Raw genomic sequence first — 19,009 nt, 5'->3', positions numbered from 1 at the left:
GCCGGGCTCGGACGGGGTCTACGGTCGGCGGGCCGTCACGAGGTGCTTGTCGCCGTCGGAGCGGCGCACCTCGCAGGCGGTGAACCCGGCGGCCTCCAGCAGTTCGGTGTACTCCCGGGCCGAGCGGTGCCGCCCCTGGGTCTCCACGTGCATCGACAGGTTCATCACGGCGGCGCCGAGCGGGCCGTCGCGGTCCTCGTCGAAGAGCCGGTCCATCACCAGCACCCGGCCGCCGGGCGCGCAGGCCCGGTGGGCCGAGCGCAGCAGGTCGAGGCAGGTGGCGTCGGACCAGTCCGACAGGACGTAGCCGAAGGCGAAGCAGTCGCCCGGGGGCAGCGGGTCGCGGAAGAAGTCCCCGGCCCGGAAGTCCAGCCGGTCGTCGAGTCCGTGCTCGCTCCGCTTGGCCTTGAGGAACGGCTCGACCTCGGGCAGGTCGAACACGGTGGCCCGCAGGGCCGGGTGGCGGCGCAGTGCGGCGACGGCGAAGGGCCCGTTGGCCCCGCCCACGTCGACCAGCGTGGTCGCCGTGCCAAGGTCGGCGAGTTCGGCCAGGCGCTCGGAGGCGTGGTGGCTCAGCTGCCACATGGCCGCCAGGAACCGCTCGGTCGACGCGCCGTCCCGGTGGATCCGGCTGAACGCGTCCGGGAGTTCCGCGTCCACGGCGTCCTTGCCGCGGGTCAGGTACGCGTCCAGCAGGTCCAGCTGACGGGAGGCGTCGGTGACCAGGTGCTCGACGAAGCCGCCCAGGTACCGGGGGCCGTCGGGGGCGAGGAAGTCCGCCGTCCCGGCGGGGAGTTGGTACCGGCCGCCACCGGCGTCGGCGAGCACTCCGGAGACCTTGAGCAGCAGCATCAGCCGTTCCAGGGTCTCGGCGTCGAGCCCCAGCTCGGCGGCCACGGCCGGCGCGGCGGCCGGGCCGTGGCGCAGCAGGTGGGTGAAGACGCCGTGCCGGTCGGCAAGCCGCAGCGCGTGGGTGCCGTGGATGCCGTAGAGCGCGTTCTCCAGGGGAGGCGGGATCATGTCGTCACTCCGATCGTCACTCCGAAGAAGTCGTCGACCTCGGCGGCGATCCGGTCCAGGGCAGGCTTGCGGAGCAGACTGCCGTGATTGCCCTCGACCCGCCGCAGGGTCAGTTCGGCGGGCAGGCCCTGCCAGCCGTTGTGCTCGTCGTCGAACAGCGCCGGGGCGACTTCGTCCCGGTCGGTGGGCTTGAACAGCAGGACGGGGAAGTCGACCGCCGTCGCGCGGTTGGCCCGCAGCAGCCGGTCGCTCTCCCGGGCGTCCTTCTCCATGAAACGGTCGAAGTGCTGGCCGTTGCGGCGCTGGTGTGCGAGCACCTCGTCGATGTCGAGGGCGGCGAGCGCGTCGGCGCGCGGCCCCCAGTTGTGGGCGTCGAGGATCACGACTCCGGCGACCGGCTCCCCCGCCCGCTCCAGGGCCTGGCCGATCTCGTAGGCCAGCGTTCCGCCGAAGGACCAGCCGAGCAGCCGGTACGGGCCGGCGGGTTGCCGGGCCCGCAGCAGCCGGGCGTAGTCCTCGGCCATCTCGCGCAGCGTTCCGTAACGGTGCTCCAGGTCGTCGAGGTGGGGGTGGTTGACGCCCACGCAGGGGGTGGCGGGGAGCAGCTCGGCCAGCGGCTGGTAGCAGTAGGCCGTGCCGCCGGCCGGGTGGATCATGAAGACGGGCGGTTCACCGGTGGCCGGTGCCGTGGCGGCGCCGTTCCCGAGGTCGAGCAGGACGGGCAGTCGCGGCGGACTGCCGCCCGCCCGGCCGACCAGTTCGGCGAGCCGCTCGACGGTGCGGCTGTGGAAGACGTCGGCCACCCGGACCTCCGGGCCGAACTCCCGCTGGATCTCCCGGGCCAGCCGGACGGCGAGCACCGAGGTCCCGCCGGAGGCGAAGAAGTCGTCCCGCAGGCCGGGCGCGGCCCCGCCGAGGACGGTTCGCCAGAGCCGCCGCAGCGCGTACTGGACCGGGGTCATCATCACCGGGTCGTCCGGCCGGGCGGTGGTCGTCCCGGCGGCCGCCAGTGCGCGCAGCGCGGCGGTGTCCACCTTGCGGTTCGGGGTGAGCGGCAGCTCGGCGAGGACGAGGTACTGGGACGGTCGCAGGTACTCGGGCAGTTGCTCCTCCGCCCGGCGGCGGGCGGCGTCGGCCAGGCCGGCCGCGGCCGGGCCGGCCTGCTGGAGGAAGGCGACCAGCCGGGCGTGCGCCCCCGAGCCGACGGCGGTCACCACCGCCCGTTCCACACCGGCCAGTCGGGACAGCGTCGCCTCGACGTCGCCCGGTTCGATCCGGAAGCCGCGGATCTTCACCTGGGCATCCCGGCGGCCGAGGAACTCCAGGGTGCCGTCGGCGCGCATCCTGGCCAGGTCCCCGGTCCGGTACAGCCGCTCGCCGGTCTCCGGGTCGGTGCCGAAGGCCGCCGCGTCCAGGTCGGGGCGCCCGAGGTAGCCGACCGCGAGCCCGGCCCCGGCCAGGTGCAGCATCCCGACGACGCCCCGGGGCACCGGTCGGCCGGCGGCGTCCAGGACGGACGCCCGGGTGTTGGGCAGGGGGCGGCCCAGGTGCACGCGTTCGTGCCGGACCAGCCGGGCCGCCGTGCTCCAGATGGTGGCCTCGGTGGGGCCGTAGACGTTCCACGCGGTGTCCGTCAGCTCGGTGAGCCGGTCGGCGAGCGGCTGGGGCAGGGCCTCGCCGCCGACGACCGCGGTGAGGCCCGGGGGCGCGGCCCATCCGGTGTCGAGCAGGCCCTGCCAGGTGGCCGGGGTGGCCTGGAGGACATCGGCACGGTGGTCGTCCAGCCAGGTCCGCAGGGTCTCCGGGTCCCGCTGGGCCTGCTCGTCCGCCACGATCACGGTGCCCCCGGCGGTGAGCGGGAGGAGCAGTTCCAGGACGGAGATGTCGAAGGCGGTGGTGGTGATCGCCAGCAGGCGGTGGCCCGGGCCGGTGCCGAGCACCTCGGCCATCGCCCGCAGGGTGTTGGCCAGGCTCCGGTGGGAGACCGCCACGCCCTTGGGGCGGCCGGTGGAGCCCGAGGTGTAGATCGTGTACGCGACGGCGTCGGGCTCCGGCCCGGAGAGCCCGGTGAGTCCGGTGAGTCCGGTGAGTCCGGTGGCCCCGGGCGCCCCCGGCGCCCCGTCGGCCCGGGTGAGGTCCGCCCAGCTGACACCCGGCAGCCCGGCGGCGCCCGGGTCGCCCAGCGCCAGGCGGGCGCCGCAGTCCTCGACCACGTGCGCCGTGCGCGCGGCCGGGTGGGCCGGGTCGACGGGGACGAAGAAGGCGCCGGCCCGCAGGATCCCGAGCAGCGCGGCGGGCAGCCGGCGGTCCCGGGGCAGGGCGACGACCACCGGGTCCCCGGGGCGCACGCCGTGCCGGTGCAGGCCGGCGGCGACCCGGTCGGCCAGCTCTGACAGTTCGCGGTAGCCGAGCCGCCCGGTCGCGTCCTCGACGGCGGTGCGCCCGGGGTCGCGGCGGACCCACCCGGCGACCAGGTCCGTGGTCAGCTCGGGCCCGTAGTCGCGGACCGGGCCGGTGCCGAGGTCGCGCAGCGCGGCGCGGCCCGCCGGGGGCAGCAGGTCGAGGTCGCGGACCGGGCCGTCGGGCCGGGCGACGACGGACCGCAGGAAGGTCTCGAAGCCCTCCAGCCACTGCGCCACGGTGTCCGGCGCGAGGATCGCGGTCGCGTGGTCGGCCCTCAGGTAGGGCCCGTCGACGCCGCCGGTCTGGACATGCAGGGACAGGTCGAACTTGGCCGTGTCGGCGTCCAGGGTGAGCAGTTCGGCGGTGGTCCCGGCCAGGTCGAGCGGCTCGGGGAGCCGGTCGGCGAGGGTGAACATGGTCTGGAAGACCGGGGTGCGGCCGAGGTCGCGGGCCACGTCCAGGTGGTCGACCAGGAGCTCGAACGGCAGGTCCTGGTTCTCCTGGGCGGTGACGACGGTGTCCCGCGCCCGGGCGACCAGGTCGACGAAACGTTCGGTGCCCTGGTGGCGCAGCCGCAGGGCGAGCGAGTTGGCCATCAGCCCGACCAGCCGGTCGCTGCCCACGTAGTGCCGGCCGGCCACCGCCGTGCCCACCACGACGTCCTCGCTGCCCGCCATCCGGCCCAGCCACACCTGGAACGCCGTCAGGTACAGCACGAACTCGGTGACCCCGCGGTCGGCGGCCAGCTTCCGCAGCGCCGTGCTGAGGTCCTGTGCCAGCGGGCGGGTCACGGTGGCGCCGCGGTAGTCCTGCTCGGGCGGCCGGGGGTGGTCGGTCGGCAGGTCCAACCGCTCGGGGGCGCCCGCGAGTTCGGCCTTCCAGTGGACCAGCTGCTGGTCCAGCCGGTCGGAGCCGATCTCCCGCTGCCAGCTGGCGTAGTCGACGTAGCGCAGCGGCACCGGCGCCGGCTCCTCGCCGCGGGAGAGCACGGCCAGTTCCGACAGCAGTTGCTCCACCGACCAGCCGTCGACGGCGATGTGGTGCAGGCAGAGCAGCAGGACGGCACGCTCCTCGCCCAGGTCCACCAGCCGGGCCCGCAGGTTCTCCCCGGCCGTGAGGGCGAACGGCCGGGCCAGGTCGGCGGCGGCCAGGCGGCGCCACTCCCGCTCCCCGGCCGCGCGGTCCAGGCCCCGCAGGTCGCTGACCTCGACCCGGACCGGCTCGGCCGCCAGGACCCGCTGGACGGGCCGGCGGTCGGTCTCGACGTACGCCGTGCGCAGCACCTCGTGCCGCCGCACCAGCGCGGTCAGCAGCCGCCCGACCTCCTCGGCCGACACCCGCCCGGTGAGCCGGAGCGCCAGCGGCACGTGGTAGGCGGGGTTGCCGTCGGTGAGCCGGTCCAGGAACCACATCCGGGCCTGGGCGAAGGACAGCGGCCACTCCGGCCGGTCGGTGGCCCTCGGGAGGGGCTCGGCCGGTGCCCGCCGCTGCGCCGGGTCCACGGCGTCCCGGGCGGCCAGTGCCTCGTCCACGGTCTCGGCGAGGTCGCGCAGCGTGCTGCGCTCGAAGAGCCGGCGGACCGGCAGGTCGACGCCGAAGCGGGCGCGGATCGCGTGGCCGACCTTGACCACCAGCAGCGAGTTGCCGCGCAGCAGGAAGAACGAGTCGTCCGGGCCGACCGTCTCCACGCCCAGCAACTCGGTCCAGATCCCGGCCAGTTCCCGCTGGGTGGCGGTGCGCAGGGCGGCGGCGTCCGGGCCGAGCAGGCTGTCGGCCCCGGGCCGGGGCAGGGCCCTCGGCTGGAGGGTCAGGCTGCGCGGGTTCAGCGGCAGTTCGTCGAGCAGCACGTACGCCTCGGGCGCCAGGTGGGGCCCGAGCCGCTCGGCGAGGTGGTCGCGCAGCTCCAGCCGCAGCCTGGCGCGGGCCTCCTCGCCGCCGGGACCGGCGGGACCGCCGGGACCGCCGGGACCGCCGGGACCGCCGGGGCCCACGGGGCTTGCGGGGACCACGTAGGCGGTGAGCCGGGGGCCGTCCGGGCCCGCCGCGTCGGCGGTCACGGCGGCGGCACGCACCTTCCGGTGCGCCGTGAGGGCCCAGGCGATCCGGTCCAGGTCGACCCGGTGACCGCGCGGCCCGGTCCGGTCGCCGCGGCGGCCCTCGAACACCAGGTTGCCGTCGGGCAGGAACCGGCCCAGGTCGCCGGTGCGGTGGATCCGCGCCGGAGCCCCGTCCGGGCCCTGCGAGCGGACGGTGGACCGCTTCGCGTCCTGGTCCGGGCCGTTCGGGTGGCCGGGCGCCAGGCCCTCGCCGGACACCCCGATCTCACCGACCGCACCGGGCGGGAGCGGGCGGCCGTCCTCGTCCAGGACGTGGATCCCGACGCCGGGCAGGGCCGTGCCCACCGTCCGGGCGGGGAACCCGGGCCGGTGGACGAAGCTGGTGCTCGTCACGGTCGACTCGCCGACGCCGTAGGTGTCGGCCACCACCGGCACCCGCGCCGCCCACCTGGTCAGCAGCTCGGGCGGGCACGGCTCGCCCCGCAGCAGCAGCACCCGGACGGTGGGCAGCGCGTCGTCGGGCAGCGCCCCGGCGAGGGAGGGCGGCAGGGTGACCACGGTGGCCCCGGGCTCGCGCAGCGCCGCGACGATCTCGTCCGGGCGGTCGTGGACGTCGCGGGTCGGCGGGAGCCGCAGTGCGGCGCCGTTGGCGAGCGCGCCGGTCCACTCCCCGGCCGAGGCGTCGCAGGTGGCGGCGGCGAGCTGGAGGACGACCGCGCCCGGTCCGACCCCGAAGGCCTCCCGGTGGTGGGCGGCGAGGTTGGCCAGCCCGCGGTGCGGCAGCCGGACTGCCTTGGGCGGCCCGGTGGTTCCGGCGGTGAGCACGAGGCAGACCGGGTCGTCGGGGTCGACGTCCAGCCCGAGGTCGGTGCCGTCCAGCGCGGCCAGTTCCGGTTCGATCCGCTCCCAGAGCAGCACCGGGACGCCCGGGCCGGGGTCGACCGCCAGGGCCTCGTGCGCCAGCAGGAGCGCGGCCCGCGCACCGGTCGGCCAGGTCTCGCCGTCGGCGACCGGGTCGCCCGGGTCGACGGACCGGTAGGCGGCGCCGGCCTTGGCCGTCGCCAGCCAGGCGACGACCCGTTCGACCGAGCGCTCCATGCGCAGCGCAACGACGTCGCCGCGCCCGACCCCGGCGGCGCGCAGCCTGCGGGCGAGCCGGTTGGCGGTGGCGTTGAGCCAGCCGTAGTCCCAGGTGCGCTCGCCCCGGTGCAGCGCCACCACCCGGGGGCCGCTGGCGGCCCACTGTTCCACCGCCGCGTGGACGGTGCGCGGCCGGAGCGGCTCGGGCCGGGGCCGGGGCCACCCGGCCATCCGGCGGCGCTGCCGCTCGGAGACCAGGGAGGCCGACTCGACCGGCTGGTCGCAGTCCTCGGCCATCGCCGTCAGGCAGGCGACGTAGCTCTCGGCGAACTCGGCGACGGAGTCCTCGTCGTAGAGCTCGGCCGGGTACTCCAGGCGGAGCTCGATGCGGCCGTCCCGCTCGCCGGCGAACAGCATCTGGTCGAACCTGACGGCGATCTCGGGGGCCGGTCGCAGCTCCGTCTCCAGGCCGTCCAGGACGAGCGGCGGCCCGCTCTCCCCCCAGGTGAACAGCGTCTGGCAGAGCGTGGGCACATGGGTCTCGCGCTCGGTGGCGACCGCGTCGACGATCTGCTGGAACGGCACGTCGGCGTTGCCCATGGCGCTCAGCAGCCGGTCGCGCACCTGGGTCAGGGCGTCGGCGAAGCTGGCGCCGGGGGCGAGGGTCAGCCGCACCGGCAGGGTGTTGGTGAGCAGGCCGACGGTGTCGCCCAGGCCCGGGCGCAGCCGGTTGACCACCGGCACCGTGCCGAGCACGTCGGTGGTGCCGCCGAAGCGGGCGAGCAGGGCGAGGTAGGCCGTCATCAGCGTCATCGCGGGGCTGGAGCGGCGTTCCTCGCCGAGCCGGCGCAGCCGGGCGCTGAGCTCCGGGGAGAGCCCGAAGTCGTACCGCCGGGCCTGCCCCGACCAGGCGTCGCGGCTCCGTTCGAAGGGCAGGGTGAGGCGCTGGGGAGCGCCGGCCAGGGACTTCCGCCAGAACTCCGACTGCCGGGTCAGGTCGGCCGGTTCGCGTGCGACGTCCTGCGCGAACGGGGTTCCGGGGGGCGGGAGTTCGGGCTCCCGACCGTGCACCGCGGCGCTGTAGGCGGCGGCCAGCTCGCGCAGCAGGATGCCGATCGACCAGCCGTCCACCAGGAGGTGGTGCACGCAGAGCGCGAACCAGTGGCGGTCCGGCCCGGTCCGGGCCAGCGCGGCCCGGACCAGCGGCCCCCGGTCGAGCGCGAAGGGCTCCCGGAAGAACTCGGCGAGCCGTGCCTCCCGGTCCGGTTCGGGCAGTTCCCGCCAGTCGAGTGCGGCGACCGGCACCTCCGGGTCGCCGCAGTCCTCGGCCTGGGGTTCGCCGTCCGCCTCGGGGAACTGCCAGCGCAGCACGGCGTGCCGCCGCAGCAGGGTCCGCAGCGCCTCGGCCAGGGCGGGGAGTCGCGGCGTTCCGCGCAGTTCCAGGAGCACCGGGAGGTTGTAGGTGCCCGGTGCGGGGGCGATCCGCTCGGCCAGCCAGAGCTGCCGCTGGAAGCGGGAGACCGGCTGACGCCGCGTCCGGGTGGTTGCGCCGGTCATCGGGCCTGCCCCTTGTCGTCGATCAGCTGCGCCAGTTCCGCCACCGTGGGCCGGTCGAACACGTCCCGGACCTCCAGCTCCGTGCCGAACTCCTCGTACACGGCGGTGACCAGCTGGACGGCCTTGAGCGAGTGCCCGCCGTGGCGGAAGAAGTCGTCGTCGGGCCCGAGCCGTCGGCCCTCCAGGACCGCCGCCATGAGCCGTTGGAGCCGGTGCACGGTCGGGTCGGCCCCCGGGGAGGCCCCCTCCGGCGCCAGGGCCGCCTCGGGCCGGGGCAGCCGGGCCGCGTCGACCTTTCCGCTCAGCGCCCGGGGCAGTGCGTCGACCTGGCAGAGCCAGGCGGGGACCATCGCGTCCGGCAGGGTGGCCCGCAGCCGGTCCCGCAGTGCCTCCGGGTCGAGCGGGACGGCCGCGACCAGGTAGCCGAGCAGCCGGACCTCGCCCGACCCGGCGTCGGTGACCACCGCTGCCTGGTCGACGCCGGGCAGGTCGAGCAGCCGGGCGCGGACCTCGCCGGGCTCGACCCGGACGCCGCGGACCTTCACCTGCTCGTCGAGCCGGCCGAGGAACTCCAGCAGGCCGTCGGCCGACCAGCGGCCCCGGTCGCCGGTGCGGTACAGCCGGGTGGGGCGGCCCCCGATCACGGTCTCGACGAACGCGGCGGCCGTCTCGCCGTCCCGCCGGTGGTAGCCCTCGGCCAGTCCGACGCCGCCGATGCAGATCTCGCCGCTGCTGCCGGGGGGCACCGGCCGGAGCCGCTCGTCGAGCAGCCGGACCTCGGTGTTGCGCACGGGCAGCCCGATGGTGGCGGCGCTGCGCCGCCCGTCGACCGGGAAGGCCGTGGCGGTGACGGTGGCCTCGCTGGGCCCGTAGAAGTTGAGCATCCTGGCCCGGCCGGACCACCGGTCGATCAGGCTCTGCGGGCAGCTCTCCCCGGCGACCACCAGCACCTGGAGGTCGGGCAGGGCGTGGGCGGGCAGGGTGGCCAGCACGGTCGGGGTCAGCGCGGCCAGGTGGACCGGGGGGTGCCGGTCCGGGTGGTGCAGCCGGTTGACCACCTCGGCGGCGGCGTCCGCCACGATGCTGAGCGTCGCCCCGTTGAGCAGCGCCGTGGTCCATTCCCAGACCGAGCCGTCGTGCCCGCAGGACGCCAGTGAGAGCACGTGGCGGCCCGGCCCGACCTCGTAGTGGTCGTGCTGGGAGAGGGCCAGGTTGACCACGCCGCGGTGCCGGATCCGCACGCCCTTGGGCTCGCCGGTGGAGCCCGAGGTGTGGACGATGTAGGCCAGGTCGTCGGGGCCGGCGGCGGCGGGCAGGGGGCCGTCGTCGAGGTCGGCGGCCGCCCCTTCGTCCAGCACCAGGCGGGGGCCGTCGGTGCCGACGGCGGCGTTGTGCCGGTCGGTGACGACCAGGTCGGGCGCCAGGTCGGCCAGCAGGGCGGCGATCCGGGCGGGCGGGTTGCCGCCGTCGATCGCCGCGTAGCAGCCGCCGGTCTTGAGCACGGCCAGGTAGGTGGCGAACAGTTCGGCCGTCCGGCGCATGCAGATGCCCACCACCCGCCCGGGTCCGGCCCCGCCGGCGAGCAGCAGCCGGGCGATCCGGTTCGCCCGGGCGTCCAGTTCGCGGTAGCTGACGCTCTCCCGGCCGTCCTCGCCGGAGCGGATCGCGCACGCGTCGGGGTGCAGCCGCGCCATCTCCTCGAAGCGCTCGGCGACGGTGAGTTCCGGCAGCGGCCGGTGCGGGCCCCGGCGGCCGCCGGTGCGTTCCTGCTCGGCGGCGTCCAGCACGGCGGCGAGTTCGTCGAGAGTCGCCCCCGGGTCGGCGGCGGCCGCGTCCAGCAGCCGGAGGAGTTCGTCGAGCCAGCGCTGCGCCGTCCCGGGCCGGAAGAGGCCGGTGGCGTACTCGACGGTGAGCTCCCAGCCGCCGCCGCGCGGCCGCAGCAGCACGCTGACCTCGTAGCGGGCGACGGTCGACGCCAGCGGTACCGGGACGGCGCCGGGCAGGGTGGCGGCCCGGTCGGCGGTCTCGTGCACGAAGGTGGTCTGGAAGAGCGGGTGCCGGCCGGAGCGGCGGTCGAGGCCGAGCGCGTCGACCACGCTCTCGAACGGCACCTCCCGGTGCTCGTGGGCGGCCAGCAGCCGCTCCTGCACGGCCCGGGCGTGCTCGCCGAAGCTGCTCTGCGGCGCCCGGTCGACCCGCAGGGCCAGCATGTTGGCGAAGAAGCCGATCAGCCGTTCCAGGTCGGGGTGGTGCCGGGAGTCGACGGGGGTGCCCACCACCAGGTCGTCCTGGCCGGTGCTGTGGGAGAGCCAGGCCGTGTAGGCCGCCAGGTGGAAGGCGAAGGGCGTGACGGCGAGGGTGCGGCAGTGCTCCTCGATCCGGGCGGCCAGTCCGGGCGGCAGCGGCCGGCTGACGCTGGAGCCGGCGAAGTCCTGCCGGGCGGGCCGGGGCAGGTCGGCCGGCGGCACCGAGGTGGGCGGCGCCCCGGACAGCGTCCGGCGCCAGAAGTCGACCCGCGCGGTCGCCGCCCGCTGGGTGCCGGGCTCCTGCTGCCAGGCCGCGTAGTCGGCGTACTGGAGCGCCAACTCGGGCAGTTCTGGGGCCTGTCGGTCGCGTTCGGCCCGCTGGGCGAGGTCGAGTTCGGCCGCGAACACGCCGACCGACCAGCCGTCCGAGACGATGTGGTGCAGCGCGCTGAACAGCAGGTGGCGGTCCTCGGCCAGCCGGAGCACGTGGAACCGGAACAGCGGGCCGTGGGCCAGGTCGAAGCGGTGCCCGGCCAGTTCACCCAGCCGCCGGTCGGCGTACGCCCGCCGCTCGGCCTCGTCGGCGCCCGGGCAGTCCTCGACCTCCAGGTCGACGGGCATCCGCGCGTGGACGACCTGCTCGATCCGCCCGTCGGCGATCCGGAAGGTGGTCCGCAGCACCTCGTGCCGGTCCACGATCCGTGCCACGGCCCGGCGCAGCAGCGGCCAGTCCGTCGCCCCCTCGATCAGGACGGCCGAGGGCATCGCGTAGACCGCGCCGCGCAGTTCGGCCGGGGCGAGCTGCTCGGCGAACCACAGGCGCTGCTGGCCGGAGGAGGCCGGCGCCCGGGTGGCCGAGCGCCGCCGCAGGGCCGGGGTCCGGTCCGCCACCGCCGCCGGGCCGTCGGCACGCGCGGCCTCGATCAGCCCGGCCTGCCCGCCCACGTCGGGGTGCAGGAAGATGCCGCGCAGTTGGAGTTCCACCCCGAAGACCTCCCGGACGCGGTTGAGCAGGAGCGTCGCGGTCAGCGAGTGGCCGCCGAGGGCGAAGAAGTCGTCCGCCGGCCCGGGCGTGACCCCCAGCAGCTCGGCCCACAGCTGGGCGACCGCCTGCTCGGTGGCGTCGTACGGCCGCCCGCCGCCCCTGGGCCGCGCGGGCCGCTCCGCCGCGGTCGCGGTGGCCGGGGCGGGCAGCCGGCCGCGGTCGACCTTCCCGTTGGGCGACAGCGGCAGCTCGCCGAGCACCAGGTAGTGCTCGGGGACCATGTACGGGGGCAGCCGGCGCTCCAGCTCCGTCCGGGCCAGCCGGGCGAGCACCCGGCGGAACGGGACGGCCTCGCTCGGCCGCTCGTCGGCGCGCTGGGCGTCGGCCACCGGCCCGGCGAAGAAGGCGTGCAGGACCTCGCCGCCGCCGGCCACCGCCCGGACGATCCGGTCGCCGGTCGGGTCGAGTTCACCGATCGAGCAGCCGCCGAGCCCGTAGCGGTGGCCGGTCTCGGCGAGCCGCTGCACCAGCCGGCCGGCCGCCAACGCGGGCGCCCCGGGCGTGCGGTCCGCGGGCGGGCGGTCCCCGGGCGCAGCGCCTTCGGCGGCGCGGCCGAGCAGGAACACGGCGGCCGCCGCGCCCTGGTAGATCGACCAGTTGTCCGGGTTGGTCAGGTCGGGCGCGGGCTCCGGCCCGGCGAAGCCGACCCACCGACCGCCCTCCCAGCGGTGCCAGCCCGCCGCCAGGCCGCCGACGGCCCCGGCCGGGACGGCGTTCGGCCTGACGTGCACCAGCACGGTGAGGCCGTCCGGGAGCACCTCGTCCACGGCGCCGTCGGCCGCCTCGGCCGCCTCGGCCGTCTCGTCCGCCGGGCCGGGTTCCAGCACGCCCAGCAGCCGGCAGTCGGGGCTCTCCAGCACCAGCGGGGCCAGCCCGCCCGCCTCGCGGTCCTGCCGCAGCCGCCAGGCCGCCCCGGTCGCGTCGCTCACCAACTGGGCCATCGACCCGGCCTCGACGGCGGCGTAGAGCGGGCCCCGCTCGCCGTACTGCGGCTCGATCGCCGAGCCCTTGGCCACCAGCAGCAGGGCCGGCCCCCGGCCGCCGTGGGCGGCGCGCCAGGCGGCGGCCGCCTCGCCGGAGCCCACCCGGACCCACCCGTGCCGGACCGGGTCGAGGTAGAACACCCCGGCGGCCAGGTCGGCCGTGTCGCGGTCACCGACCAGGTAGGTCCGGACCGGGTACAGCGAGCCCGCCGACCCGTAGCGCCGCCTGGGCAGCGCGGAGCCCTCGACCGTGCGGGCCAGCAGCGGGCGGACGGCGGCGGCGACCGAGCGGTCGTCGCCCGGCGCGGGGCGGGGTGCCAGCGCCCCGGTGAGCCAGTCGGCCAGTTCCTGCGGGTCGGTCTCCCCGCCCTCGAAGACCCGGAAGCTCTTGCGCGCGCACAGCGCCGCGTCGGCGTCGGCGTCGGCGGTGTCCGTGCCGGTGCCGGTGCCGAGGGGGTGGAGTTCCCCGTCGAGGGCGCGCAGCCCGGGCTGCCCCAGCCGGAACCCGACCGCCGCGGCCTCGGCCCGCTCGTCCCGGTCCGGCAGGTCGACGTGCAGGTAGGCGGCGAGCCGCGGGGTGCGGCCGTCCGGCTTGAAGACGTGCGCCAGGCCGTGCCGCACGCCCGGGATCCCGGCCAGGTGGTGCTCGATCTCGCCGAGCTCGATCCGGTGGCCGCCCACCTTGACCTGGAGGTCGTCGCGGCCCAGGAACTCGATGTCGCCGTTCGGCAGGTAGCGGCCCCGGTCGCCGGTGCGGTAGAGCCGCTCGCCGGTCTCCGGGTGGACGACGAAGGCCGCCGCCGTCCGCTCCTCGTCCCGCCAGTAGCCCCGGGCCAGCCCGGTGCCGCCGATGTAGAGGTCGCCCGGCACGTGGTCGGGGCGGGGCCGCAGGGCCCGGTCCAGTACGTGGAAGGTCTGGTTGCGCAGCGGTCGTCCGTACGGGACGCTCGCCCACCCCGGGTCGACCCGGTCGATCTCGTGGGCGATCGACCAGATCGAGGCCTCGGTGGCGCCGCCGAGGCCCACCGTCCGCGCGTCGCCGAACACCTCAGACACCCGGCCGGGCAGCTCGGTGGGGATCCAGTCCCCGCTGAGCAGCACCAGTCGCAGACTGTGCGCCAGCCGCTCCCGGAACTCGTCCGGGCGGCCGCTCACGGCCGCCGTGAACATCTCCATCGACATCGGCACCGTGTTCCACACCGTGACCCGGTGGTCGAGGACCCAGTCGGCCCAGCGCGCCGGTTCGCGGACCTGGTCGTCCGGCGGGACGACCACCGCGCCGCCCGCGGCGAGCAGACCGAAGACGTCGTAGACGCTCAGGTCGAAGCCCAGCGCGGAGAGCGCCAGGACCCGGTCCTGCGGGCCGATCCCGTAGCGGTCGTTGATGTCCAGGACGGTGTTCACCGCGCCCCGGTGGTCGATCATCACGCCCTTGGGCTCGCCGGTGGACCCCGAGGTGAAGATCAGGTAGGCGAGGTCGGTGGGCGTCCGGCACACCGGGGGGCCGGTGACGTCCTCGCCCTCGGCGACCGGGGCCAGCAGGTCCTCGTCCACCGGCAGCACCGCGGCGCCGCCCGGGGTGCACCGCCCGGCCGGCCCGGCGACCCGGGCGAGCTGGTCCGGGGCGGCCAGCACCCCGCCCACCTCGGCCTGGCGCAGCAGGCCCTCGATCCGCTCCTGCGGCGACCCGGCGTCGACCGGCAGGTAGGCCGCGCCCGCCTTGAGCACCGCCAGGCAGGCCACCACCTGGCGCCAGCCCTTGCCCGCGAGGACCGCCACCCGCCCGCCCGGCTCGACGCCCGCGGCCGTCAGTCGCCGGGCGGCCCGGTTGGCGGCGGTGTCGAGCTGCCGGTACGTCAGGGTGCGGTCCTCGGCGACCACCGCGACGGCGTCCGGGCCGGTCGCGGCCCGGTCCTCGAAGAGCTGGTGGAGCAGCCGGTCCGGCTCCGGCCCGGCGGTGTCGTTGACCACGGCCCGGCACTCGGCCTGCGCCTCGGGGAACGGGGTGAGCCGCGCGCGGCCCCAGGCCCGCTCGTCGCGGGCGAGGGCCCGCAGCGCGGCGCAGTACGCCTCGTGCATGTCCCGCACCAAGCCGTCCGGGAAGAGCCCCGCCACGTGGTCCCAGCAGAGCACCAGCTCTCCCCGGGACTCGTAGACCTGGTGGTCCAGCCAGACCTGCGGGGTCTGGGTGATGTTGAAGACCTCGTCGGGGAAGAGGCTCTCCCAGCCGTCCGCGCCACCCTCACCGCCCAGCAGGCAGGTGAACACCACCGGCATCAGCGGTCCGCCGTCGAGCCCCCGGGTGCGCGCCAGTTCGCGCAGGACGCGGACCCCGCCGAAGTGGCGGTGGTCGAGGTCCTCCCAGAGCCGGCCCTGGGTCCGGACCGCGCGCTCGGCGAACGGGACGTCCGGCTCCGACCAGTCCAGCTCCAGGAGGTTCACCGAGGTGAAGTCCCCGGCGATCGCGTTGATCCGGGGGTGGACCGGCAGCCGGTTGAAGAGGGTCGTGGTGACGGTGAAGTGCGGTTCGGCGCTCCAGGTGGCGAGGGTGTCGGCGAAGGCCGCCGCCAGGACGGCCGACAGCGAGAGGCCGCGGCGCTCGGCGCGTTCGCGCAGGGCGCGCAGGTCGGCGGCGGCGAGCCGGCGCTGCACCCGGTCGAAGCGGCGCGGCCCGGTCGGGGCGGTCGCCGCCAGGGGCAGCGCCGGGGCGGCGGGCAGGGTGTCCAGCCGGCCCGTCCAGTAGTCCCGGGAGCGGCGGAAGGCCTCCGTACCGGCGAACTCCCGCTCCGCCAGCACGTAGTCGCGCACGCTCAGGTCCAGCGCGGGCAGTACGGCGTCCTCGTCGCGGTAGAGCCGGGCCCACTCGTTGAGGACGAGGTTCAGGCTCCACGCGTCGAGCCCCAGGGCGTCCAGGCTGAGGTGCAGTCGGTGCCGGTCCGGCAGCCGGCTCACGGCGATCTCGAACAGCGGCCAGCGCTCGCTGGGCAGCACCTGGTGCGCCATCCGGTCCCGGGCGGCCGCGAGCGCCCGCTCCGCCTCCTCCGGGCCGTGCCCGGCCAGGTCGGCCACCGCGATGCGGTACTCCGGAACCTCGGGCAGGATCCGCTGCCGGCCCTCCGCCACCACCAGCCGCAGCGCCTCGTGGCGGCGCACCAGCCGGTTGAACGCCCGCTCCAGCCGGGGGACGTCCAGGTCCGGCACGTCGTACTCCACGTAGCAGTGGACCGAGACCTCGCCGAACTCCAGCGCGCCCGTGCGCCCCACCCAGTAGGCCTGCTGCACGTCGGTCAGCGGGAAGGGCTCGTACCGCCGCTCCGGGTCGGCGACGATCCTCGGCAGCGCGGAGCCGTCCGGGCCGGCGGGCCCGCCGGCCGCCGCCCACGCCTCGTCCAGCCGCCGGGCCAGCGCGGTGGCCGTGCCGCACTCGAACAGCGCGCGGACCGGGCAGTGCCGGCCGGACCGGTCGGCGATCCTGGCGGCGGCCTGGGTCGCCAGCAGCGAGTGCCCGCCGTGGTCGAAGAAGTCGGCGTCGGCCGGGACGGAGCCGACGCCGAGGATCTCGGCGAACACCCCGGCGACCAGCTTCTCGGTCGGGGTGCCCGGCTCGACCCCGGCGGCGGCCTCCACCGGACGCGGCGCGGGCAGCCTCTCGTGGTCGACCTTCCCGTTGGCGGTCAGCGGGAACGCGTCCAGCAGCACCACGTGGGCGGGGACCAGGTGGAGCGGCAGCCGGGCGCGCAGCGCGCCGATCAGGGCGGCTTCGGTGGTCCCCGGGGCGACGTCGGCGTCGGCTCCGGGCTCCGCGGCCCCCGGCTCCGGCACCACGTGGGCGACCAGCCGGCGCCCCTCGACGGCGGTGACCAGCGCCTCCCGGACCCCGGGCAGGGCCAGCAGCGCGCGCTCCACCTCGCGCAGCTCGATCCGGTAGCCGCGGATCTTCACCTGGCGGTCCTTGCGGCCGACGAACTCGACCCGGCCGTCGGCGGTGCACCGGCCCAGGTCCCCGGTGCGGTAGAGCCGCTGCGCCCCGACCCCCGGCAGGACCGCCTCGAAGAACACGGCCGCGTCCAGCTCCGGCCGCTTCCAATAGCCCCGGGTGAGCCCCTCGCCGCCGAGGCAGATCTCGCCGACCGCCCCGGGGAGCACCGGCCGGCCGCCCTCGTCGAGCACCACGACCAGGCTCCGGCTGTGCGGCACACCGAGGTCCACCGGATGCGAGCGCTTGGTCACGGGGTCGTGGACGAGCCGGTGCGCCGTCCACACCGCCGCCTCCGCCGGGCCGTACTCGTTGTACAGCGCCACCCCGTCGAGCAACGCCCGGTGCCGCTCGGCGAGTTCCTCGCCCCACGCCTCGCCGCCCACGATCACGGTGTGCAGCCGGAGCCCGTCCGGGACGCCGTGCCGGGCGAAGTGGTCCAGCAGCTGTTCGTAGGCCGCCGGGGTCTGGTTGAGCACGCCGACCCCGTGCCGCACCAGGTGTCCGGCGAACTCCTCGGGGGCCCGGGCGACCGTCGGCGGGACGGGGCTCAGCGCGGCGCCGTGGCTCAGCGCGCCCCAGATCTCCCAGACCGAGAGGTCGAACGCGCAGGAGTGGAACAGGGTCCAGCAGTCGTCCGGCCCGAAGGCGTACAGCGGATCGGGGTCGGGGAAGAGCCGGGTGACGTTGCGGTGGGTGATCGGCACGCCCTTGGGCTCGCCGGTCGACCCGGAGGTGTACACCAGGTAGGCCATCGCGTCCGCGCCGACGGACACCCCGAGGTCGGCCGACCCGAGCTCCTCGATGCCCCGGCGCACGGCCGGGTCCGCGGGGACCAGGGCGTCGGCGCCGGCCGCCACCGTCGCGCGCAGCCCGGGCGTGGTGACCACGACCGCCGCGCCCGCGTCGGCCAGCACCGACCGGATCCGCTCGGCCGGGTGGTTCACCTCGACCGCGACGTACGCCGCCCCGGTCTTCACCACCGCGACCATCGCGGTCACCAGCTCGGTCCCGGTCGGCAGCGCGATCCCGACCACCTCGCCGGGCCCCGCGCCGCGCGCCACCAGGGCCCGCGCCAACCGGTTCGCCCGCTCGTTCAGTTCGCGGTACGTCAGGTCGCCGTGCTCGTCCCGGAGCGCCGGGGCGTCCGGCGTGCGCCGCGCGAACCGCTCGACGTACTCGTGCAGCAGGACGTCCCGGTCGTGCGGCAGGTCCGCGCCGCTCAGGGCCCTGACCCGCGCGGCCACCACCGCCGGCTCCTCCAGGGGGAGTTCGCCCACCGGCCGGACCGGGTCGGCGACGGCCCCGGCCAGCAGCCGCGCGTAGTGCTCCGCCATCCGCCGGACGGTGGACTCGACGAACAGGTCGGTGGCGTACTCGAACTCCAGGGCGTAGCCCGCCCCGGTCTCCTCGGCCACCAGCGACAGGTCGAACTTGGCGTGGCCTGTCACCGGACGGCGCCCGGTCGCCGTCACCCCGTCCAGTTCCAGTCCGCTGCGCCCGGCGCCCAGCGTGGAGCGGCCCTCCTCCAGCAGCACGAACAGCGTCTGGATCAGCGGGCTGCGGCTGAGGTCCCGGGCCACCCCCAGCTCGTCGACCAGCAGGTCGAGCGGGATGTCCTGGTGGTCGTGGGCGTCCAGGGTCGACTGCTTGACCTGCTGGAGCAGTTCGCGGAAGCCCTGGGCCCGGTCGACCCGCAGGCGCAGCGGGACGGTGTTGGCGAAGTAGCCGATCACGCCCTCGGTCTCCGGCTGCGAGCGGCCCGCCGTGGGGACACCCACCACGACGTCCGGGGACTGCGCGTAGCGGTGCAGCAGGACGGCGTACCCGGCCAGCAGCACCATGAAGGGCGTGACACCCTCGCGGGCGCCGAGGCGGCGGACCTCCTCGGACAGCGCGCGGGGCAGCCGTGTCCCGAACAGCCGGCCCGCGTCGGAGGCCACCGCCGGGCGCGGCCGGTCCGTCGGCAGGGCGAGCAGGTCGGGGGCGCCGTCCAGCCGTTCCTTCCAGAATCGCAGCCCGCGCGCCAGGCGTTCCTCCGACAGCTGCTCGCGTTCCCAGAGCACGTAGTCGCCGAACTGTATCTCCGGCTCGGCGAGTTCGGCGAGTTCGGCGGCTTCGGCGGGTCCAGCGGCTTCGGTGGGTCCAGCCGGTCGGCCGGCGGCGGCCCGCACCGCGCGGTTGTAGTGGTGCCCGAGCTCCCGGGTGAAGATCCCCAACGACCAGCCGTCGCCGACCAGGTGGTGGAACACCGCCGCGAGCACGTGCTCGCGCGGCCCGACCCACAGCAGGCGCACCCGCCACAGCGGGCCGGCCGCCAGGTCGAAGGGGCGCCCGACCAGTCGCAGCAACTGCTCGTCGACATCGGCCGCCGCGGGGACCACCGCGAAGTCCACCACCGCACGCTCGTGGACGAGTTGGCGCGGCTCACCGGCCCGGTCGGGGAAGGTGGAGCGCAGCGCCTCGTGCCGGTCGGCGACCTCGCCGAGCGCCGTGCGCAGCGCCTCCTGGTCCACCGGGCCGTCCAGCGTGACGAACAGCGGCAGGTGGTAGGTCGCCCGCCCCGGGAAGAGCTGCTCCAGGAACCACAGGCGCGACTGGGCGAAGGACAGGGGAAGGACGTCAGGCTGCATCGGGCGTCT

At 76.3% G+C, this 19,009-nt stretch carries 3 protein-coding genes; all 3 read right to left on the bottom strand.

Annotated features, from left to right (window positions below; genetic code table 11):
- Positions 1–18 precede the first annotated feature (18 nt).
- Genes ACZ58X_RS11110 through ACZ58X_RS11100 form a run of 3 tightly spaced genes read right to left on the bottom strand, consistent with a single transcriptional unit; the run spans position 19 to position 19,000 of the window.
- A complete protein-coding gene (locus ACZ58X_RS11110; RefSeq protein WP_470333370.1) occupies positions 19–1,020 on the bottom strand; it encodes a methyltransferase in 1,002 nt (333 codons plus the stop codon).
- Positions 1,017–8,117, bottom strand: coding sequence for an amino acid adenylation domain-containing protein (locus ACZ58X_RS11105; RefSeq protein ID WP_470333369.1), 7,101 nt, complete (start codon positions 8,115–8,117; stop codon positions 1,017–1,019). The genes ACZ58X_RS11110 and ACZ58X_RS11105 overlap by 4 nt, the downstream gene beginning before the upstream one ends.
- The gene (locus ACZ58X_RS11100) at positions 8,114–19,000 is read right to left on the bottom strand and encodes an amino acid adenylation domain-containing protein (protein ID WP_470333368.1); all 10,887 of its coding nucleotides are present in this window, start codon (positions 18,998–19,000) and stop codon (positions 8,114–8,116) included. Before ACZ58X_RS11100 ends, ACZ58X_RS11105 begins: the two co-directional genes overlap by 4 nt.
- Positions 19,001–19,009: the final 9 nt, after the last annotated feature.

The sequence above is a fragment of the Kitasatospora sp. NPDC040550 genome (genome assembly GCF_055594965.1).
Note: the sequence above shows the minus strand (reverse complement) of the source record. Positions and strands in the feature narration are given on the sequence as shown.